The organism is Halanaerobium saccharolyticum subsp. saccharolyticum DSM 6643 (genome assembly GCF_000350165.1).
In the GTDB taxonomy this organism is placed as follows: Bacteria; Bacillota; Halanaerobiia; order Halanaerobiales; family Halanaerobiaceae; genus Halanaerobium; species Halanaerobium saccharolyticum.
In genome coordinates this window covers 145333-167738 of sequence record NZ_CAUI01000023.1, presented here as the reverse complement: position 1 = coordinate 167738, position 22406 = coordinate 145333, and the positions used below count along the sequence as shown (strand labels likewise).

Below are 22406 nucleotides of genomic sequence, written 5' to 3'. Positions count from 1 at the left end.
TTAGTTTTTGACATTGCTAAATTCACCATTAAAAGAGCTTTTATTTTCAATTGATTTTTCTAATTTTAAATTGAACTTTTTCATTAAATTTATAATTTCCTTTTTTTTCATTCCATGACTTTCTTTGGTCGGCTCTTTAATATATAACTTACCATCTTTTTTTAATTTTTTGGCTATGACTTCTACTATTTCTTGCCTTGCTTGAGGATTAATATCATGAATTACATAATATATATAAATAATATCAAAATTATCATTTTGTATCTCAGCTCTTCTTATATCATCATTAATAAAATCAACTTTTTTATAATCCTTGAGTCTTTTTTTAGCCAAATTCGACCAATAGTTAGATGGTTCAAGACAAATAAGAGAACCTTCATCATTTATATTTTTTAACACACATTTCGCTAGATTTCCACTTCCAGATCCAAAATCTAAAATATTTTCATCCCCTTCAATATTTATAAAACTCAAAAAATGACGATAAAAAAACCAAGCAAAGTATTTCATAATAGTTTTATCAACTAATTTTTCCAGCCAGTGAGGATTTTCAAAATCATATTGATTAAAATCATTTTTTTTCATTTATAATTCCACCTTTTTTTAACTTTAATATTTAAATTTCTTGAAATGTATTTATATAACCTGAAAGAAAATAATAGACCGCTATTGCTATTAATATAAAGGGAATCAGATTTATTTCAATAAAAATTGCAGTAAATGCAGCCAGGATTACTATTGATAACTTTTCTAAATTAAACTGGAAGATTAATTCTTTTGTTTGGAAAGTTTTATTATCAGCTATAATTTTTTGATAATGAAAATCATAACTTCTATTTAAAATAGCATGTAGGCTGGCTGTAATTAATATTAAAAGGTAAAGATAAACTGAATTAAAAATAAATTCATTATAGATTAAAACTGCAGCAGTTATTTTAGTTACTCCTAAGAGAAACTTGGAGACGACCATTATATTTTTTAGTTCCATTTTTTGCAGTAGAAATTCCATTTTTTTAGAGCTTAGATAAAATACTAAAACAAAAAAAATAAAGAGTAGAGCAAGTTTAAGCAGCGTAATATTTAGGTTTAAGAGGTAATAAATTAGAGAGCTGATAAATAGATAAATGCTGAAATTAAGTAAAATAGAACCAAAGCAATTAAAATTTAATGATTTTTGATTAAGAGTCATTTTAAAACCTCCTTGTTTGTTGTGTGATGCTAACCTAAATTCAAGTATTTAGATGAGCATCTAAATTATAACTAAAAAAATTAAATTAGATTATTTACTGCCTTTAAAACAGCTGTTTTAAATTTATTTTTATTTAACTTAAAATATAGTTTATTATTTTCTTTCTGAGCCTGAATAATATTGTTCATTAATAATTTGCTTACATGATGAGAAATTGTAGCATTAGTTAAATTCAGCTGTTCAGCTAGTTCATTTCCATACATTGTTTTTTCAGCTAAAAGTGAAATAATATTCAGCCTGGTTTCATCAGCTAGAGCCTTGAAAATCTCAAGACTGCCTAATAGACCTTCTTCGTCGGCAGCAAATATTTCAGGGAAACGAAAACCGATTAAATAGAAACTATCACCGTTGTCTAAAGTGCTGTTTAAAATTCTTGTTTCATAAAAATAAGAGAAAGCAATATAATTCTGTTCCCCAGCCAGTGGATCATCAATTAGTTTACTTAATATATTTTCCAGGTATTTGGTGCCATAGCGGTTGAGGTTTTCCTGGTAATTATCATTTATATTTTCTAATTTATCCTTTATCCAGTCCAGATCACTGCTGAATATATTTTTATAATACCACTCTAAAAGCTCAATGAACTCATTTTTCATTGCCTCAGGCTCAAAGTAAAACTGCAATAAATTCCATTTTTGAGCAGAAGAAAAATTAAGCTTTTCATTAACAAATTTTGCAGCTTTTTTTTCATTTGCAATTAAACTTTTTACTTTTAATAAATCTAGTTTTTCAGAGGAGGAAGGTCCATAACCTGATTCAGTAAATTTTTTTAAGAAATCAACAGCTTCTTTTTCTTTTAAATGTTGCAAGTAGTCTTCAATGTTCTCTACTTCAAGCTTTGGTATTTCTGAAATAAGGCAGAGACCAAAATAGCTTTCCTCATTAAAATATTTTGCAATCATTTCTCTTTTGGATTGTGGAATTTTTACCATTGTTTCTGCAGCCCAATTAACTATTTCTTTATCAAGTTTAATTTCTTTTTTCAATTCTAAGTCTTCCAATTTAATTATTTTATCATTTTTGAGACGAAAAAGGCTTAAAAACAATTCATAGATTACTGATTTATCAAGTTTATAATTTTTGCTACTCATAATAACCAACTCCTTTAAATTAACTTCTAATTATAGTATAATTAGATAAACATCTAAAGTCAAGCGGTTTTTTAAAAAATTTAAGAATTGTTTTTAAATAACTTTCATTTCTTAACAGTAGAGGATATAATATAATTAGCAGTAAAGATTATTGATTTAAGTCAGGAGGTATTAAATTGAAGATAACTTATCTTGACGGCAAAAGACTTTATTATGCTTTTTTATCGGGAGCAAAGGAAGTTATTGCCAATAAAAAAGAATTAAATAGAATTAATCTTTTTCCAGTTGCTGATGGAGATACAGGTAGCAACCTTACTAGAACTTTAAGTGTAGTAAAAAATGAGGCTATAAAGGATAATTCTTTAACTATTACCCTTAATTCTATGGGGGAGGCAGCTCTTAAAGGAGCAATTGGAAATTCTGGAATTATCTTTGCCCAATTTATTAATGGCTTGAAAAACAGCATAGAACTGGAAGACAGTATTAATGTTAATAAATTTGTTCAGGCAGTAGATTATGCTGTTAATTACACTTATCAGGGTATAAGTAATCCAGTAGAAGGAACCATTTTAACAGTAATGAAAGACTGGGCTGAATCCTTGAAATTTTTACAAACTAAGAGCACTGATTTTGCAGAAGTAATGGAAGAATCACTGGAGACTGCCGCTGCTTCTCTTAAAAAAACTAAAACTCAACTTAAAGTTTTAAAAGAGGCTGATGTTGTTGATTCGGGGGCTCAAGCATTTGTGCTTTTTTTAGAAGGAATTGTTGATTTTATAAAAAGAGGTAATCTGAATGATTTAAGTATAGAAAGAACAACACAAATTGATAGTATTACTGAAAAAGAAATTGGAAAAGAAGAAAAAATAGAGTTTAGATATTGCACTGAAGCGTATATCTCAAATTTGGAAGTTGAAATTGACGAATTAAGAGCAGATATTGATGATTTAGGAGATTCTTTAATTGCTGCAGGTGATAAAGGAAAAATGAGGGTTCATATCCATACGAATAATCCAGCAGAACTTTTTAACAGATTAAATAAGTATTCTGATATTCTGGATCAAAAGGCTGATGATATGAAGCTGCAGCAGGCAGTTAAATATAATAGAAAACATAAAATTGCAATTTTAACTGATTCAATTGCTGATCTACCGTCCAAATATCGAGATCAACATCAGATTCATTTACTACCTCTAAATATTTTAGTTGATGGCACAAATTATTTGGATAAATTAACTATAGATAGTAAGAACTTTTTTGATATTATAGATGAGGCGGAAGAATATCCTTCATCTGCCCAGCCAGCTATTAAAAAAGTTGAGGATAAATTAAATTATCTGGTAGAACATTATGAATCTATTATTGTAATTACAGTTTCTTCTAAGATGAGTGGAACTTATGACAGTATAATTAAGGCTGTTGAAAATCTTAGCTCAGAAAACAGAGATTTTAAAATTGAGGTTATTGATTCTAAAACTAACTCAGGTGCTGAGGGATTATTTGTGATGGAGGCAGCTGAGCAGCTGGAGTTAGGTAAGAGTTTTGCTGAAACAGTTGAATATTTAAAATCCATTAGAGAAAATATATATATTTATGTTAGTGTTAGTGATTTTAAGTATATGGTTCGTGGGGGAAGAGTTAGTCCTTTAAAAGGAAAAATGGCTGGTTTTTTAAACTTAAAACCAATAATTTCAATTGATCGAGAAGGAAATGGGGTTGCCTTTTCTACCGCCTTCAGTAAAAAAGGGAATTATAAAAAAATGGTCTCAATTTTGGAGAAACATAAAAGAAACAAAGGAATTAAAAGATTTGCAGTTGTTCATGGGGATGATTTAAAAAGAGCTAAAAGGTATAAAAATTCTTTTAGTGAATTATTAAATATAGAGGCTGATTTTTTGGAGTCTATTTCACCAATAGTAGCAATGAATGCAGGGAGAGGCAGTACAGCTGTCGCATTAATAGAAGAAAATTAAGGGGCTGTTAAAATGTTGAATTCACTATATTTTCAATTATTTATTTTAGTTTTGCTTTATTTTTCTTTGTTTTTTGTTATAGCTGTTTTGAAAAAAGATAATTCTATTGTCGATATTGGTTGGGGATTGGGTTATGTTTATACAGCTAATATGGCACTTTATTTAACAAATAATTATAATTTACGTTCTTTTATCATTACTTTTATTGTAACAATCTGGGGTTTAAGATTAAGCTACCATATTTTTAAAAGAAATATGGGTAAAGGTGAAGATTTTCGTTATGCAAAATGGAGAGAAAATTGGGATCACTTTTATTTAACCTCTTTTTTAAGAGTTTTTATGTTACAGGGAGTTCTTTTATTTATAATCTCTACTCCGATTATTAAAATTATAGCTGCTCCTTATCAGGGGTTAAAAATTATCGATTTTATTGGACTTCTTCTTTGGGGGATTGGTTTTGCTTTTGAAACTGCAGCCGATAAGCAGCTAAAAGAATATAAATCTAAACCTAAATCTGAAAAAGATGGTCATGTACTTAAATCTGGAGTTTGGAAATATACACGCCATCCAAACTATTTCGGTGATGCTCTAGTCTGGTGGGGTTTTTATACAATTGCTCTTGCAGTAAGTGGTGGCTGGATATTTATTTTTAGTCCTATTATTATGACCTTATTACTTCGATTTGTTTCTGGAGTTCCACTTTTAGAAAAACGTTATGCTGATGATGAGGAATATCAAAAATATGCTGAAAAAACTAATATATTTTTTCCCTGGTTTCCAAAAGAATAGAGATAAAAACAGGAGGAATTTGTTTTGAGAAATTTTGAAAAACCAAATCTGATTTTAAGTAAATGTTTAGAATACTGTAACTGTCGTTATAATGGAGATAAAATTCCTGATAAATTTGTTCGAAAATTAGAAAAACATGTAAACTATATTAAAATTTGTCCTGAAGTTGAGATGGGGCTGGGAGTTCCTCGTAATTCTGTTCGTTTGATTAAAAGCAACGATGAGTATCGCTTGGTGGATTCAATGACAGGAGAAGACCATACAGCAAAGATGGATAATTATATTAAGGAACTTACTTCAAAATTAAATGAGGAGGAGATTGAAGGGTTTATCGCTAAGACCAGATCACCATCTTGTGGGAGCAATGATTCAAAGGTTTATCCTAAAGCTGGAAAAGTACCCGCACTAGGTGAGAAGAGAGCGGGATATTTTACAGATAACTTATCAAAAATTTTCCCTTCCTTAGTAATAGAAAATGAAGGTAGAATTAAAAACTTCAAATTAAGAGAGAATTTTTTGATCAAAATCTTTATGCTGGCCGATCTGCGTTCTGTAATTGAGAATGGAAAAATCAAAGAACTTATTGATTTTCACAGCAATAATAAATATTTAATTATGTCATATAATCAAGCTGGCTTAAATAAACTTGGAAGAATAGTTGCAGCTCATGAAAAAGGAAGAACTAAAGAAACTATGAGGAAATATCGGGAGGAAATTATTAAGACTTTAAGTCTTTTACCTGATACAGGGAAAAGAGTTAACATGTTGCAGCACATTTTTGGTTATGTTTCTTCAGATATTAGCCGTGAGGAAAGAGAATATTTTTTAGAAACTCTTAAAGATTTTAGAGAAGCAAAGGTTCCGTTTTCACTACCGCTGGCTCTTCTTAGATCCTGGGTAATTAGATTTAAAGTAGAATATTTGATGAGCCAAACCATTTTTTCACCTTTTCCAGATGGGCTTATTGATTTAAGCGATTCAGGTAATGGTAGGCTTTAAATAATCCCTCACTTTAAAGTGAGGGATTAAATTTTAGGATTCAAGGTCTTCATTAATAGCAGATTGTATATCTTGAGATTTAATTTGAGACTCTGTATATAATTCAGCAACTATATTTAAGTGATCATTTAATTTTTCTATAAAATAGAGCAATAAATCAACACTTGATTTGTGATATTTATGGAAGAAATTTATTATTTTTTGGCGAGGAAAAGATATCAGAACTAGGGGTTCAATTGCTTTGACATCTCCTCGATAAATATTATTTGTTTTCGAGATTAAAGAGGTTAACCCAAAAAAATCTCCGCTTTTCATTTCTGCTAAAACTACTTCTTCTTGATTTTCATTTTTGTTTTCATTGTACTCTGTTATTTTCGCTCTTCCGGATAGTATAATGTAAAGAGTGTTATCAGGTTCTCCGTGTTTAATTACCAGATCATCAGGTTCAAAGGTTTTTGTTTCTGATATTTTCATTAGTGCTTCTTTTTCTTCATAGTTTAACTTTTGGAAAATTTCTAATTCTTTTAATTTCAAGTTTTTAATTTCGGTAGAATCTTTAAGAACTTCTTTATTAGTGGATTCTTCTGGACATAATTGACTTTGTGTAAAAATTTGCCGTAACTCATAAAATTCTTCTCTGGCAAAATTCAATAAATTTCGCCATTTTTTTTGTGTTTTAAGATATTCTTTAAAAACATTTTTGGAGGGTACGGCATCATATTTTGAGATATAAATATTTTTTATTGCACCTTTAGCATTCTCAACTTTATTTTCAGTTAGATAATCAAGAGCAAGAATTAAATTTGTTTTAGTTACCTTATCTTCCAGATCTTTTTTCATAAATTCTCCTGGATAAGGGTCAAAATCTTCTGGTTCAATTTCAATCATATTTGGTCGTTCTTCCTGGCTTTCAATTTTGGCTTTTTCATAAAAAAACCTGTAAATATCCTGTCTCAAACGTTTCCAGACAGCATGATGTTTTCGTGGAGGTAAATGTTTAATAGCAAGTTTATTATCTAAAAAGAAATTAAAGCCAAACATTTTAGCATTAATTAGATAATCAATATCTTCGCCGCGAGTCATTTCTGGATCAAAAGGAACTATACTAAAAAGATTGCGGTGGATTACCATTAAACCTCCAAAAGCAAAAGGGGTTTTTTTAAGTCGGGGTTCACTGCCAATTATTTTATCAAAGGCTCTTGTTTTACTACCAAATCGATTCCAAAAAGTCATCCAGGGCTCAATTTCTACATCATCATAATATTCATTTTTGCGGTTTAAATAATAACCGGCAACTCCATCTACTGTCTGACCATAAAGTCTTCCTCCTATAAATTCTTCCGCTTTATCCATAAATTCAGGATCTTCAAAAACTTCATCGTCATCAATTAAAACTGCTGTATCAGCTTCCATAATATAAGCAGTATATAGACAAATATTGCGGACATTAGAATAACCTCTTAAAGAAAGAAGATCAGTATTGAGATTTGATTGTTTTTGATAAATATTTTTTGCAGCTTGGAGTTGATTATCTCCTATTAAATATGTTTTTACAGATGGACATTTTTTAGTAACTATTTCTTTTGCCCGTTGGTAGGCCTCATCTATTAATTCGGGAGTAGTTACAGCTACTAATATAATTAATTCAAAATCTTTATTTTTTATTATTTTTAAACTTTCAAGAGTTCTGGCAAGCGTTCCATCTTGGTCAATCGGGGTTGGATGATCATAAATTGCATCACCCATCTGCCAACCTGTTTCACTGTCACGTCCCCAGTATGTTGGGATTACCATTATTGTTTTCATTTAAGATTCCTCCCTAGAAAGTACGGAGTTATAAACCGAAAGAACCTCATCTATTACCCGAGCCCAGGAAAATTTATCTAATGCATATTTTGCTGCTGTTTTACCCTTTTTTTCTTTATCATTATTCTTGAGAGCCAAAATAATTTTTTTAGCTAGATCATCCGCATCATTCATCTTAAAAAGTCTGCCTACGTCTTGATTAATAAAATCAGGTAATCCACCAGCTTTAGAAGCAATAACTGGTGTCCCACAAGCAAGAGCTTCAACTGCAACCAGTCCAAAAGGTTCGACTCTCGAAGGAACAATTGATAGATCGGCACTGCTGTAAAAAGCAGGTAGTTCTTTTTGGGGTAGATTTCCCAGAAAATAAAGATTTTTAAGATTTAGATTTTCAGCTTGTTTTTTTAAGTCCTCTAACAATTCTCCATGACCAATAATTAGTGTCATAATACCTGGGAATTCTTTTTCGTATTTTTGGGCAGCTTTAATTAAAAGATCGATACCTTTAAAGTCTGTAAGTTTGCCAACAAAAGTAATTAGGTGTTCTGGATTTTCTTTTATCTTGGGGAGATATTTTTGAATTAGTTTTAGTCTATCTATTTCTAGCGGTTTAAATAAAGTATCATCAACACCATTGAGTATTTTGATAAGTTTATTATCTTCAATGAAATAATATTTTTTTACATCCTGGTTTACTTGATCGGAAATTGTAATTATTTTTTCAGCTCCGGCAGCTCCTTTAAGAGCAATCTGTCGGTAACGTTTGTCTTTTTTATATCCTTTTATATCTGTTCCGTGCGCTGTGATAACATATGGAATATCAGTCTGCAAAGCAGCATAGGGGGCAACCCAAAGGTGCTGACAGTGAATTATATCTGGTTTAAATTTTTCGCTTTCAGTTTTAATAACTTTGTTAAATTTATTTAAATAATCGTTCATTTCTTGTCTAGTTAATTTGTAAAATTGATTATTGCTTTTAGGATGTGTTGTAAAACAGGGAAAATTATAATCAACTATTGTTTCTATGGGAAACTGATAATTATCATTTATTTCATTGTCTACAACAACTGCTTTAACCTGATGTCCTTTATCAATTAATCGCTGAGCAATATTTTTAGTATAAACACCACTTCCTGAGCCTTCAAGAGGAAAATGATTGATAAGTAAAACTTTCATTATTTTTTGCTCCTTTCAATAATCTTATCAGTAACAGAGTTCCAATTCTTTGATAAATTTTCATAGTTTTCTACCATTTGATCCAACTGCAGCCAGGCTGCAGAGAAAATGTTAGGTAAAAGATTAAAGTCATCATTTTTTGTATATTTTGCCAGTAGAGGTGCACCTATTTTTAAAGCATTTTTTTGAGTTTTATAACGTTTTTTAAATTTTTCTCTGCTAATCAGATTCTTTTCTTTTAAATACCAGTTTAAAAATGGATTTCTGCCCAGCCAGCCGGTACAGGCATAAAATAGACGTTTCTGAACATTTTCATCTCTAATATCAGGCTTTTTAGGGAAATTACCATAAAGATCATGGAAGATAAGAGTGTCTATATCAATGATTTGGTGTTTTTTGTCAGGAACTTCTAATCCTAAAAGCGTATCTTCCCCTCTACCTAAATAAAAGATACCATTATAAATATAGCTTGTAGAATAATAAGGGGAGATTTTTTTAATATAACTTAAATCTAGAGCATGATTCCCCCCCAGTATTTTATTTGTTTTTCTGATCTGATTTTGTTTTGGATTAGCAAGAGATAAATTATTCTCCAGATTTTTGACCCTCTTATAAGCTTTTCTTTTTTGTAGACCTGTAAGCAGTTTTTTAACTCCTTTAAATTCTAAGGGAGGAATTATATAATAACCAGAATAATCACTTGTTGTAATAACGACATTTTCTTTTTTTAAATAAGACAAATGTCTACCAAAAAAATTAATGGTTTTGGTTCTGCCGTCAGCAGACATAAGAAGACTGGGATTAACATCAGTGTCTATAAAAAAAAGATAGTCGAGCTTGGGTTCGGTAATAAGAGCTTTTAATAATACTAAATTACGTCTTTTGCCATATGGTATTAATTTATGATAATCAAACTCTGGGGTTCTAAGAAAAAAATCAATTTCTTTTTTGCTTAAACCGAAATTTTTTAATTCATTTCTAAATTCAGGATCATAGTTTAATTGGACTAAATCTACATCTACTGTTTGTTTTAATCTTTCCAAAACTTCACTTTTATATCCATGAGAATAACAAATAATTAATTTATCTAATTTATATCCATATGCCCTAGCATTAGCAATGAAATTAATAAAAGGATGGATAGAATTAATATAATTTGTGATAGCTCCTAGAGCAATTTTTTTCATTTTATCCCCCTTTTATGATTATAAAAAGCAAAATGGAAATTATTTTTTTGCAAGATAGCGGTAAATTATGTCTTCGACAGTTATAATACCAACTAAATTTTTTTTATCATTTACTACAGGCAAACCACTAATTTGATGTTCAGCCATAATTTGAGCTGCTTCTTTAATTGTTTGATTTTTGTTTATTAAAATCAAATTCTCACTCATGAAATCCTTAATTGGGGTTTCTCTTTCATGTTCTATCATCAGATCTCCATCGGTGACTATTCCAATCAATTTTTTATCTTTTACAACCAGCAATCTACCTATATTGTGGTAGGAGAGAAGACGGGTAGCTTCTTTAACATCACTTTTTATATCAATAGTTATTGGATCTTTTGTCATAATTTCTTTAACTTTCATTATTTTAAGCCTCCTTAATCTTGATTATAAAATTTTCTTAATATTTATATAATTCTTGCTAAAACAAAAAAACCCTCTTTTTGAAAAGAGGGTTCACAAAATTAATCAATTATTCCCAGTTAGTATGGAAAGTACCTTTTTCATCCCGACGCTGATAAGTGTGGGCCCCAAAGAAATCACGTTGGGCCTGAATTAAGTTAGCAGGCAGTTCCTCAGATTTTAAGCTGTTAAAGTAATCAAGTGCTGAATGAATAGCAGTTAGTGGAACTCCTGATTGAGCTGCAGTCGATATTAACTCTGTAAGTTGATTGGCCTTAACATTGAGTTGATCTTTAAACTGTTCAGTTGTAATTAATGTATTTAAATTCATATTATCGGCAAAGGCCTGCTGTATTGGTTCTAAGAGACCGGAACGAATGATGCAGCCATCCTCCCAGATGCGCGCTATTTCTTTATAATTTAAATTATAATTATATTCTTCAGAAGCAGTTTTTAAAAGCTTAAAGCCTTCTGCATAAGCAATTACTGAAGCAAAATATAAAGCTGATTTAAGCTGAGATAATATTTCTTTTTTATCAACTAAAGCTCTGCTGCTTTTATCAAATTGGGCAGCATTTTCAACTCTTTCTTGTTTGATGGATGAGACCAAGCGGGCATTAACTCCAGCGTTAATTGTTGGAATTGCAGTACCAAGATCTAGAGCACTCTGTACACTCCATTTACCTGTTCCCTTATGTTTTGCTTTGTCAAGAATTAAGTCAATTAACTTCTTGCCAGTTTTAGGGTCATTTTTTTTCATGATTTTAGCTGTGATTTCAACCAAATAAGAGTCCAATTCCTGATTCCATTCGGCAAAAACATCTCCCATTTCGTCCGGTTTTAATTGAAGCACTTTGCGGAGATAGTCATAAATTTCAGCTAAAATTTCCATTATTCCATATTCAATACCGTTATGAATCATTTTAACATAATGACCGGCAGATTTAGGGCCTAAATAACTGACACAGGCTCCTTTATCAGTTTTTGCGGCAGCGTCTTTAAGAATATCAGCAACTTCAGCATAGGCTTCTTTAGTTCCACCAGGCATAATTGAAGGTCCATGCAAAGCTCCATATTCACCACCACTAATGCCGACTCCAAGATAACGGATACCTTTTTCTTCTAAATTCTTTAATCTTCTATTTGTATCTTCAAAGTGAGAATTACCACCATCTATTATAATATCATCTTTGCTTAAATAAGGTAAAAGACTATCAATGACCAGGTCAACTGGCTTACCGGCTTTAATCATCAACATAATTTTGCGGGGCTTTGCCAGAGAAGAAATAAAATCTTCCAATCCATAGGCTGCCTTTATTTCTTGCTTATCCACTTTATTTTTTATAAAATCTTTTGTTTTACTTTCAGTTCGATTATAGACGGAAATTGAATGATTCCTGGCAATGTTGAGAGCTAAATTTTGTCCCATTACCGAAAGTCCAATTAAGCCAATTTCATATTTTTTCATATTTAATTACCTCCCAGTATAATTTAAATCAAACTTATTTATATAATTTTAGCATAGTTTCAATTTCTCCATTTTCGAATAAATAAGCTCTGCCAGGCAAACCATCACTGTCAGAAATTTTTAGCAGTGAAAGCAGCAATATATAATTTCCTTCTGGAACTTGATTTAATCTTAAACCTTCCAGGATCATTATTTTTTCGCCAAGTAGTTTTTTATGTGTTGGATGATCTGATTGAGCCCTTTCAATTCCATTAGTATCTATTCCAACTCCTTTAATATTTTTGTTTATCAAATACTCAGCACCACTTTCTGCTAAATAAACAAATTTTTCTGGAGTTTTTTCTAAAAAACCTGGCTTAGAATTTTTAGTTTTTAAAATAACAAAAGAATTATTTTTAATTTCATATTCTTTTAAATCATCTGCAGTTATTTTTTCATCAAGATCAGTCAAATTAAGTAGTTGAGACTGGTAAAATGGATTTTCAGCAAAAAATAAATTGGCATTATCTCCGTCTTCCAACATATGAAGAGGTGCATCAACATGAGTACCAGTGTGGACATTCATCTGAATTTCAGATTCGTGGGCATCGCCCTGACTAAAATCCCTAACCGTCGTTAATCTTGGCCTGATCTCATCTTTACCTTTATAAACTAACATATCTTTTCTTATTGTCATTGAAATATCAAACATTAAAATCCCCCTTTAAAACAAAAGTTTTAAAATTTTGCCCAGATTTATATTTTATTTATTGTTATCTAACCATTTTCTTCCATCATTTTCAAGCAGCTGATCCGCTGCTTTAGGTCCTTTTGATAAGGCTGGATATTTATGAAGATTTATATTTTCTTCTGCATATTTTTCCTGAATTTTGTCAATGAATTTCCAGGAATAAGAAACTTCCTTCCAGCTGGTAAACAAAGTTTTATCACCAGAAATCATATCATAAATTAGGACTTCATAATTTTCTGGTGAATTAAAAAATTGCTGACAACTTTGACAAAATTCCATTTCAACTGGGACAATTTTATTATTACTGGCCGGTTTCCGGGTATTAAATCTTAAAGAAATGCCTTCTTCGGGTTGTATCTTGATCAATAACAAATTATTGTCCAATTTATTTTGGTCAAGATAGGCAGGATGAAAACTATCTTTAAACTCGATTGCAATTCCAGCTTCTTTTTTATTTAATCTCTTTCCTGATTTGAGATAAATTGGAACATCACGCCACCGTTCATTATTTAAAAACAATTTAAGTGCCATAAAGGTTGCTGTTTCTGATTGAGAGTCAATTTCTTTTTCCTCTCGATAAGATTTTATTTTTTCTCCATCAACAATGTTTGAAATATATTGCCCTCTAACAATATGGTTATCAATATTACTTAAATCATTATCAGCAAGTTCTTTAAAGACTTCTACTTTTTTATTTGAAATTTCTTCAGCACTCAAATTTTCAGGTTCTTCCATAGCAATCAAGGATAATACTTGAAGAATATGATTTTGAAACATATCTTTAATGACTCCAGCATCATCATAATATTTTCCTCGATCTTTAACTCCTTCAGACTCATTTAAATAAATTTGTATATTATCAATATGATCTTTATTCCAAAGTGCTCTAAAAATAGGGTTGCTTAATCTAATTACCATTATATTCTGAATCATTTCTTTACCTAAATAATGATCTATTCTAAAGATGTTTTTTTCTGAGAAAATACTGCTAAGTGTATCATTTAATTTTTTGGCTGATTTAAAATCATGGCCAAAAGGTTTTTCAATTACTAGACGAGATTCATTATTTTCTAATTTTATCTCTAATAGATTAAACTTTTCTATTTTTTTTGCTATTTCTGCAAAAAATTTAGGTGCAGTAGCGAGGTAAAAAATTCTATTAGCAACTTTTTCTTTTTTTGATTTATTTTTTAAATATTTTCGAAGATTTTTAAAATCATTTTCATCTTTAAATGAAAGTTGAAAATAATCTATATGCTCAGTTAGAAACCGCCAAACTTTATCATCTATTTTTTCTTTTTTATTAATCAATGAATTATATAAAGCATCTAAATAAGCATTTTTGTTATCATAACGTCTTCCAGTAGCAACTATTGTGAATTTATCTGGCAAAGAATCTTTGGCTGCTAAATTATAAAAAGCTGGTATAATTTTATTGTGAGCTAAATCTCCAGTTCCTCCAAATAAAATAAACTGAAAATTGTTTTGGATATTTTTATCATCTGGATTTTTGTAAAGCTCATCTATAGTCTTATCCACTTAAAACACCTCCGTGTCTAAAGTTAACATATTTACTCAAGTATTACTGTAATTAGATTAACATTTAATATCCCAGTTCCTCTCCAACTAGAATTACTTTTATTCTTTCTTCGGGATGAGAAAAACGAGTAATTACCGTATGTGAGCAGATAGTATCATCCACATGACACTTGGTGCAGTATCCGATTCTAGTACATGGTGTATCTGTATCCAACCTAATAGCATTGGCCGGACCGGCCTGGTTGTTTGCCCTTTTAATAGCACTTTCTTCATCAGCTGCAACCTTATTCATTCCAGCAACAATAATTACATTTTTAGGACCATACATTAATGCAGCAAGGCGGTTGCCAGTGCCATCTATATTTACTAGTTTTCCGGTTTGAGTAATTGCATTAGAGCTCATTAAATAATAATCTGCATTAAGTGCCTGGTGATAAATTTTTTCTTTTTCTGCCGATGTTTTAGCTGTTGCTCTATCTAATAACTTATAATTACCAGATTTTAATTCGTCAAATATTCCAATATCTTTTAAAGTCATTGATCCCCCCCAGGAGATTGAAGAATTTTCTTCAATCAGGTCAATAATTTTATTTTTTGCCTCTTCAGAGTCTTTAACATAATAGCCCTCAATATTTCTTTTCTTAAATCCTTTAATCACATTTTCAGCCTTTACTTTGTAATAATCTTTTTTATTAGTCATTAGTATTCTCCTTTCAAATTTTATTTTATTCCTTATTAATATTAATTAAACAAAATATTGTAATTACCTGCTTAACTTGATTATTTATTAAAACAGTGGAAAAATATCTTGAAATCTGCTATTATTATAGATATGTTGGCTTTAAATTTTAATCTGATAATAGATTAATCTTTAAATTTTAAAATCAAAGACCTTTGATCGGGTCTTTTTATATGTTATTTTCAAATTTTTCAATTTTCAGATAGAAAGTTAAAAAATGAGGTGGTAATTTTGTTTGCACAAAATAATAAGCTTCTATTTTCTTTTTTTATGCTTATAATTTTTATAATTGTTTTACCGATGACTGTTGAGGCAGAAAATATTCAAGAAAAAGTAATGCAAAACGAAGAAATTACTATAGCTTATGTGCCGAGATCGCTTGACAATCCAATTTTTCTAGATGCTTTTGAACATGCACAGGAAAAAGCTATTGATCTTGGGATCAATATTGAATGGGTGGCTCCTTTTACCTATAATGCTAAAGAGCAAATAAAAATCATAGAGAGTTTAATTAGCAGAAAGGTAGATGGAATGGTAGTTAGTGTTAATAACACTCCAGATTATATTAAGGTGATTAATAAGGCAGTAGAGAATGGGATTGCAGTTGCAACTTTTGATGCTGATGCACCTGACAGCAAAAGGCTTTTCCACATTGGTATTAATAATTATGAAGCGGGAAAAGTTACTGCTGAAGGGCTGCTTGAAGTTTTAGAAGCTAAAAATATCGACTATAAAAATCAGAATAAACAGTTAGATACTATGATCATGACAGGTGTTAGAGGCGCTTTGAATTTAGACAGCAGAATTGAAGGTTTTCTGGATAAAGTTAAGAACACAAATCTTAAAGTTCAGGATATTGTAGAAAATCAGGATAGTGTTAATCTTTCAGTGGAGCTGCTGGAACAGTATTTACAGCAAAATCCTGATATAGAAATTATATTTTTTGTTGGAGGCTGGCCTTTTTATGTTCCGGCTGAGGCTCTACCTAATTTTCAGCAGTGGGCAAAAAATGGTGGGGTAGCAGTAGGTATTGATATTTTTTATGATGCACTTTTATTACAGGAGAGAGGACTGCTGCAGTATCTAGTTGGGCAGGATATGGCTACAATGGGTTCTAAAGGACTTTCAACATTATATTATTATATAAAATATGGAGCTGAGCCCAAAGAATATATCGAAACAGGAGTAGAAGTTGCAAATGAAGAAAACTTGGAGCGACTTTTAAAGACTCATCGACCCTGGAGGGTTAAATAAGGTGGGATTTAATGTTTAATAATCTTTTTAAAAAATTATTTAATAAAATAGGAATTCATACAATTAGAACTAAATTAATAATATCCTTTTTGGTTATTGGTCTGCTGCCAATTTTATTATTTGGGCTGCTTTCTTTTAATATTTATCGGGGAGCAATAAATGATCGGATTAGTGATTATTCTCAAGAAATGGTAAATAGGATGGAAAGAGATCTGGAGGATTATATTAATGAAATAGAAACATTTTTAAGTAGAGAACAGGATTTTTATATAAATCAGTTTATAAAATTAACTCAAGCCAATGATTTCCGGAATAACAGGAAATATGCTTTTAGAATCTGGGAAGATTTTAATAATTTAAAACAGATGAAACCCGGCTTGGAGGATATAGCTATTACTTTTCAGGATGGAAGTAGAATCAGCAGTTATGGGACTTTTAATATTGATATTGAAGATTTTAAAAGTAGAATGTATTCAAACTTGAGTGGAGAAATATTTTTTACTCCTCCTTATAAAAATTATTTTCAGCAGGAAGTAATTACAATTGTCAGTTCATATTATCCAGAAATTGCAGAAGAAAATGTTTTGATTTCTGCAGATATTGATCTTGATGTACTGGCAAATTTAACTGATTTTAATTTGGGTGAAAAAAGTTACTTTTTAATAGCTGATAGAAACGGGGATATTATCTATCATCCAGATCAAAATTTGATAGGAGAGAGGAGTCTTTTGTATAATGCTGGTTTTCCTGATCGTAAGATTAGTTTAAATAGCGAACAATATATACTTACCTCCACTTTTTCTCGTGCTACAGGCTGGTATATAATTAGTATGGCTTCTGCTGATGAGGTTGAAGCCGAATTAAATTACATTACTGAACTGACAGTTTATATGACTGTAATTATCTTAATCTTAATTATTTTACTGACCTTATATTTATCGTCATCTTTATCAAAGCCGATACAGAAACTACAGGAATTAACTCATCGAGCTTCTGAAAATGATCTGTCAGTCAAGATAGATATCAGTGGTGATGATGAGATTGCAGAATTAGGAAAAAGTTTTAATAAGATGATCAGACGTATAAACAAATTAATGGAGCAGAATGTGAGGGAACAGAAACTTTTAAGACAGCTTGAGATGCAGAGTCTGGATAATCAGATTAAGCCTCATTTTATTTATAACACCTTGGATTTGATAATTGGACTTTTAGAAAATAAAGATTTTGATAGGGCTACTCATATGGTTGAAGCTCTTGGTAAATTTTTTCGTTTGAGTTTAAGCCATGGTAAGGAAATGGTACTGATTAGAAATGAAATCAAACATGTTAAAAATTATCTTTTTATTCAGCAGTTTAGACATGGAGAAGAATATGAATATATTATTGATATAGAAGATTTTGAAATAATGGATAAGCATATTCCAAAATTAATACTGCAGCCGATAGTGGAAAATTCAATTTATCATGGCCTGCTGCCTGCAGAAAAAAAAGGATTGATCATTGTTAAAGGTTACAGACAAAATAAAAATATTTATTTTAAAATTGTAGATAATGGAGTTGGAATTGCAGAAGTTAAAGTTGAAGATATCAATAAAATTTTAAGCGGCGAGTTGAGAACTGATGATCAACAAAAATATTTTGGTTTGCGCAATGTTGACCAACGTTTAAAACTGATGTACGGTGGTAGTTCTGGCCTAAAAGTAGAGAGTGTCGAAGGTGAAAAAACAATTGTTACTATCAGGATTGATCAGCGGGGAGGAAAATGATTTGAAATATAATTTATTGCTTGTTGATGATGAAAAGCCAATTCGAGAAAAACTGATTAATAATACTAACTGGGAAAATGAAGGCTATCAAATATTTTCTGCCTCTAATGGGGAACAGGCCCTGAATATTATCAAAGAAAAGGGAATTGATATTTTGGTAACTGATATTCAAATGCCCAAAATAAGTGGGATGAATTTAATAGAAAAATCGAGAAAAAACAGTGGTCATCTAAAAGTTATTGTAATTTCTGGTTTTGCAGAATTTGAATATGCACAAAAGTCAATTCGATTTGGGGTTAATGATTATTTATTAAAACCCTTTCGCTCAGAAAAGCTGCTGGAAGTTGTCAACAAAGCTAGAGAAGAATTGATTAAAGAAAAAAATAATGAACAACGGTTAGCTGTTTTAAGAGGAGAAATTTCTAATTATATAAATGAAAATAAACTTAATACAATTTATAATTGGTTGATTGATGATCAATTTTTTCAGTATCAGTCTTTGATAATGGATAGAGTTGATCTTAATGCAGTTTTAAAAAGAGGCAGCAAAGATGATATTTTAAAAACTGTAAATAAAATTATTGAGGAATTAAAGAGTGTAAATTTGAATAAAGAAAAATTATATGTGGTTTTAAATAATTTAATTTTGGAAAGCTTTAAAATCATTAAAGACTTAGATTATAAAGCTGAAGATTTAATGAATACAATTGATAAAAACAAGATGGAAAGCATAAACTATGACAATCTAAAGGAAATAGAAATTATGCTCAAAGAGTTTTTGCTTAGACTGCATGATTTGATTTCTTTTAATCCCGGGGATAAAAATGCAGAAATGATTAATGAAATGAAAGAATATATTGCAGCAAATTATCAGGATGGGATTACTTTAAGTGAGATGGCGCGTAAGTTTAATTTAAGTACCGGTCATTTAAGTAATCTTTTTAATGAAGAAACTGGAGAAAGCTTTAGTGACTACCTTAATATGATTAGATTAAATAAAGCAAAAGAACTTTTAAAGACTACTAATGACAAAATCTATCAGATTGCGGATCAACTTGGTTTTAATGATGCTTATTACTTCAGTTCCTGGTTTAAAAAACAGGTCGGAGCCTCACCCACAACTTATAGAGATAATATAAATCTTTTATAGCCATTATATTGATCTGATTGATGAAAATATAATTAAATAGATATCCAGAATCCTCAGCTGAGAATTAAAGGCTGGGGATTTTTCTTTCTTTAATTTTTTAAATTCTTGCCATATTTTTATTGGTTAAAGTAGAAGTATAGTAGATTATTTAAAAAAATATAACTTAAATTCATTAATTCCAAAAATATTCAAGGGTTTAAAAAAATATTCTATGGTTAATTCTCAGATAATTATATACAATTTAGATAAGTTAAATAACTCTTTGAGAATTATAAGTGATTATAAGTTGATAATGGTTCACATTGAGAAAACTATTAGGGGGTAAATTATGAAAAAATTAAGTATTTTGTTGGTAGTAATTTTACTTGTTTCTTCAATCTCAATGGCAGCTTTTGCACAGGATGGCGGAGGCTGGTTAGACAATCTTCTTGGTGATAATGAAAAAGAAGACGATGGACTTATAAAAGTAGGTTTTCTTCTAAAGACAATGCAGGAAGAAAGATATATTAAAGATAGAGACGCTTTTATTGAAAAAGCAGAAGAATTAGGCGCTGATGAAGTAATTTTTGATTCAGCAAATAATGACGAAAATCTTCAACTTTCTAAATTTGAAAATATGTTAACTCAGGGTGCTGATGTAATAGTATTACAGCCAGTTAACACTGGTACATCTAGTAACATGGTTAAAATGGCACACGATTCTGGAGTTGCTGTAGTAAACTATGACTCATTAATTATGAATAGTGATGTAGATGTATTCCTAACTCAGAACAGTTGGGCTGTTGGTGAATTGCAGGGTGAAGCAATGGTTAAGTGGTTTAAAGAAAATCGTGGTGAAGTAAAAGGTAATGTAGTATTATTAAGAGGTCAGCCTGGTGATTCTAATGCAAATGCATTCTCTCAGGGAGTTTTAGATACTGTTGAAGAATATGAAGGCCTTAACTTAGTAGTAGATCAGAGCCATGAGGGTTGGTCTCCAGATTTAGCAATGGCCACAACAGAAAATGCTCTAACCAAGTATGATAACAATATTGATGCTGTTGTAGCAAATAATAGTGGACTTGCTTCAGGTGCAGTTAGAGCTTTAGAAGCTCAAAATATGGCAGATAGTGATCAGGTATTTGTTGCTGGTTCTGATGCTGACTTATTAAATATTAGATATATTGCTCAGGGCAAACAGACAGTTGAAATTTTCAAAAAAATTAAGCCTTTAGCTTATAAAGCTGCAGAAGTTGCTGTAACTTTAGCTAAAAATTCAGATAAGCCAATTGAAGAAATAGTAAATATTGACCGCTATGTTGATAACGGTCAGATTGAAGTTCCAACTGTAATTACAGAAATTGTAGTAGTTAATCAAGACAATATTATGGATACTGTAGTGGCTGATGGATATCATGAAGCAACAGAGATTTTCGAAGAAGAGTAAATATAAGACCATAAGAATAAATAATATAGCAGTCCCATTCTATTTAGGATGGGATTGCTTTTTAAATAATCAATTCTGGAGGTAAAACAGATGGCTGAAGAAATTCTGGAAATGAAAAATATTATTAAAGACTTTCCTGGTGTAAGAGCTTTGGATAATGTAAACTTTTGTCTGGATAAAGGAGAAATTTTAGCCCTGGTTGGGGAAAATGGTGCAGGTAAATCAACATTAATGAAAGTTTTAAGTGGTGTTTGGCCATATCCCACCTATGAGGGAGATATTTATCTTGATGATCAACTTGTTCGGTTTGATAATACAAGAGAGGCAGAAGAAGCAGGGATTGGAATTATTCATCAGGAATTAAATTTGCTGCCTGACCTATCTGTTGCTGAAAATATATTTTTAGATCGCCATCCTTTAAACAAATTCGGCGGAATCAAATGGGAAGAATTGTATCATAACGCGGAAAAAGTACTGGCCCGGCTTAATATGAATATTGATCCAAGAACAGAACTTGGAGATTTAACAGTTGGTAAACAGCAGATGGTTGAGATTGCAAAAGCACTTTCTTTAGATACCAGAATTTTAGTATTTGACGAACCAACTTCTGCTCTTACCGAATCAGAGATTAAGGAACTTTTTATTGTTATCAATGAATTAAGGGATAGTGGCGTTTCAATTATTTATATTTCTCACAAGATGGAAGAGATTGAAGAAATTGCAGATTCAGTTGTTGTTTTAAGAGATGGGGCAACAATAGGGGATAAAATTAACATTAATCAGGTAACCTTAGATGAAATTATTAACAGAATGGTTGGACGAGATATTAATGACCTGTTCCCCAGACATGAATTTAAGCAGGGAGATAAAACTCTGGAAGTTAAAAATATTTCTGTTCCAGATCCATTTAATCCTAAAAAAATGTTGGTAGATGATGTTTCTTTTTCAGCCTATAAAGGGCAAATTCTTGGGATTTCTGGTTTAATGGGTGCTGGAAGAACTGAGTTGGTTAATGCTATTTTTGGAGTTTATGGCAAAAAAAGTGAAGGAGAAATCTATCTTAATGGTAAAAAGCTAAATATAAATGCTCCAGCTGATGCAATTGAAAATGGAATTGCTTTAGTAACTGAAGATAGGAAAGAATTAGGTTTACTTTTAGATAAAAATCTGGTCATGAATATGACTTTACCTTCAATTAAGAGTTTTAGCTCAAAACTGGCAATGGACAATCATGCTGAAAGAGCTGTCGCTGAAAAATATGTTGATGAATTAAATATTAAAACTCCAAGTTTAGATGTTTTTGTAGAAAAACTGAGTGGAGGTAATCAGCAGAAAGTTGTTATTGGTAAATGGTTGATTACTGACTCTGATGTTTTAATTTTAGATGAACCAACTCGTGGTATAGATGTTGGTGCTAAAACTGAGGTATATAGATTGATGAATCAGCTTGTGGAACAGGGAGTTACAGTGATTATGATCTCTTCCGAATTACCAGAAATTATGGGAATGAGTGATCGGATAGTTGTCATGTCAGAAGGAAAGAAGACTGCTGAATTAGAGCGTGCTGAAGCAGATCAGGAAACAATAATGAAATATGCTACTGGTAATAAAGGAGTTGAATAA

Annotated in this window: 19 protein-coding genes; 8 read left to right on the top strand and 11 right to left on the bottom strand. The window is 30.7% G+C overall.

The genetic code is table 11. From position 1 onward, the window contains the following. The 3 genes from HSACCH_RS10955 to HSACCH_RS10945 all read right to left on the bottom strand — a co-directional run bounded on the left by HSACCH_RS10955 (position 1) and on the right by HSACCH_RS10945 (position 2340). Complete coding sequence (locus HSACCH_RS10955; RefSeq protein ID WP_005489859.1) at positions 1–585, bottom strand: class I SAM-dependent methyltransferase; 585 nt, start codon at positions 583–585, stop codon at positions 1–3. A 31-nt stretch (positions 586–616) separates the two neighbouring features. Then, positions 617–1189, bottom strand: coding sequence for a hypothetical protein (locus tag HSACCH_RS10950; RefSeq protein ID WP_005489858.1), 573 nt, complete (start codon positions 1187–1189; stop codon positions 617–619). An 80-nt stretch (positions 1190–1269) separates the two neighbouring features. Next, entirely contained in the window at positions 1270–2340 is a 1071-nt protein-coding gene (locus HSACCH_RS10945) for an ArsR/SmtB family transcription factor (RefSeq protein WP_005489856.1), read from the bottom strand. Between the two features lie 176 nt (positions 2341–2516). On the opposite strand from HSACCH_RS10945, the gene HSACCH_RS10940 reads away from it, so the two are divergent. Genes HSACCH_RS10940 through HSACCH_RS10930 form a run of 3 tightly spaced genes read left to right on the top strand, consistent with a single transcriptional unit; the run spans position 2517 to position 6101 of the window. Continuing rightward, positions 2517–4313, top strand: coding sequence for a DAK2 domain-containing protein (locus HSACCH_RS10940; protein WP_005489855.1), 1797 nt, complete (start codon positions 2517–2519; stop codon positions 4311–4313). Positions 4314–4325: 12 nt separating this feature from the next. Next, positions 4326–5102 carry a DUF1295 domain-containing protein gene (locus HSACCH_RS10935; RefSeq protein WP_005489854.1) on the top strand — a complete coding sequence of 259 codons (777 nt, stop codon included), beginning with the start codon at positions 4326–4328 and terminating at the stop codon, positions 5100–5102. Positions 5103–5126: 24 nt separating this feature from the next. Next, a complete protein-coding gene (locus HSACCH_RS10930) occupies positions 5127–6101 on the top strand; it encodes a DUF523 and DUF1722 domain-containing protein (protein ID WP_005489853.1) in 975 nt (324 codons plus the stop codon). 33 nt (positions 6102–6134) lie between these two features. Here HSACCH_RS10930 and HSACCH_RS13805 read toward each other — a convergent pair whose 3' ends face one another. The 8 genes from HSACCH_RS13805 to HSACCH_RS10890 form a co-directional block, all read right to left on the bottom strand. Beyond that, positions 6135–7907, bottom strand: a complete 1773-nt coding sequence (locus HSACCH_RS13805; protein ID WP_005489852.1) for a cyclic nucleotide-binding domain-containing protein — start codon at positions 7905–7907, stop codon at positions 6135–6137. Further along, complete coding sequence (locus HSACCH_RS10920) at positions 7908–9083, bottom strand: glycosyltransferase family 4 protein (protein WP_005489849.1); 1176 nt, start codon at positions 9081–9083, stop codon at positions 7908–7910. It abuts the gene before it with no gap. Continuing rightward, positions 9083–10270: a hypothetical protein gene (locus tag HSACCH_RS10915; protein ID WP_005489848.1), complete on the bottom strand. Its 1188-nt coding sequence runs from the start codon at positions 10268–10270 to the stop codon at positions 9083–9085. The genes HSACCH_RS10920 and HSACCH_RS10915 overlap by 1 nt, the downstream gene beginning before the upstream one ends. Before the next feature lie 39 nt (positions 10271–10309). After that, on the bottom strand, positions 10310–10672 hold the full coding sequence (locus HSACCH_RS10910; RefSeq protein ID WP_005489846.1) for a CBS domain-containing protein: 363 nt from the start codon (positions 10670–10672) through the stop codon (positions 10310–10312). 109 nt (positions 10673–10781) lie between these two features. Next, positions 10782–12179 carry an NADP-dependent phosphogluconate dehydrogenase gene (gene gndA / locus HSACCH_RS10905; RefSeq protein WP_005489845.1) on the bottom strand — a complete coding sequence of 466 codons (1398 nt, stop codon included), beginning with the start codon at positions 12177–12179 and terminating at the stop codon, positions 10782–10784. Between the two features lie 34 nt (positions 12180–12213). Beyond that, positions 12214–12870, bottom strand: coding sequence for a cyclase family protein (locus HSACCH_RS10900; protein ID WP_005489843.1), 657 nt, complete (start codon positions 12868–12870; stop codon positions 12214–12216). A gap of 51 nt (positions 12871–12921) precedes the next feature. Beyond that, positions 12922–14448 carry a glucose-6-phosphate dehydrogenase gene (gene zwf, locus HSACCH_RS10895; RefSeq protein WP_005489842.1) on the bottom strand — a complete coding sequence of 509 codons (1527 nt, stop codon included), beginning with the start codon at positions 14446–14448 and terminating at the stop codon, positions 12922–12924. Positions 14449–14512: 64 nt separating this feature from the next. After that, entirely contained in the window at positions 14513–15148 is a 636-nt protein-coding gene (locus HSACCH_RS10890) for a lactate utilization protein (protein ID WP_005489841.1), read from the bottom strand. Between the two features lie 270 nt (positions 15149–15418). Here HSACCH_RS10890 and HSACCH_RS10885 point away from each other — a divergent pair, with 270 nt between their 5' ends. The 5 genes from HSACCH_RS10885 to HSACCH_RS10865 all read left to right on the top strand — a co-directional run bounded on the left by HSACCH_RS10885 (position 15419) and on the right by HSACCH_RS10865 (position 22406). After that, positions 15419–16441 carry a substrate-binding domain-containing protein gene (locus HSACCH_RS10885; protein ID WP_005489840.1) on the top strand — a complete coding sequence of 341 codons (1023 nt, stop codon included), beginning with the start codon at positions 15419–15421 and terminating at the stop codon, positions 16439–16441. An 11-nt stretch (positions 16442–16452) separates the two neighbouring features. Next, positions 16453–18207 (top strand): sensor histidine kinase, encoded by a 1755-nt coding sequence (locus HSACCH_RS10880; RefSeq protein ID WP_005489839.1) that lies wholly within the window; start codon positions 16453–16455, stop codon positions 18205–18207. A 1-nt stretch (position 18208) separates the two neighbouring features. After that, positions 18209–19357 carry a response regulator transcription factor gene (locus HSACCH_RS10875; RefSeq protein WP_005489838.1) on the top strand — a complete coding sequence of 383 codons (1149 nt, stop codon included), beginning with the start codon at positions 18209–18211 and terminating at the stop codon, positions 19355–19357. Positions 19358–19685: 328 nt separating this feature from the next. Further along, the gene (locus tag HSACCH_RS10870; protein ID WP_005489837.1) at positions 19686–20783 is read left to right on the top strand and encodes a sugar ABC transporter substrate-binding protein; all 1098 of its coding nucleotides are present in this window, start codon (positions 19686–19688) and stop codon (positions 20781–20783) included. A gap of 90 nt (positions 20784–20873) precedes the next feature. Further along, positions 20874–22406, top strand: coding sequence for a sugar ABC transporter ATP-binding protein (locus HSACCH_RS10865; protein ID WP_005489836.1), 1533 nt, complete (start codon positions 20874–20876; stop codon positions 22404–22406).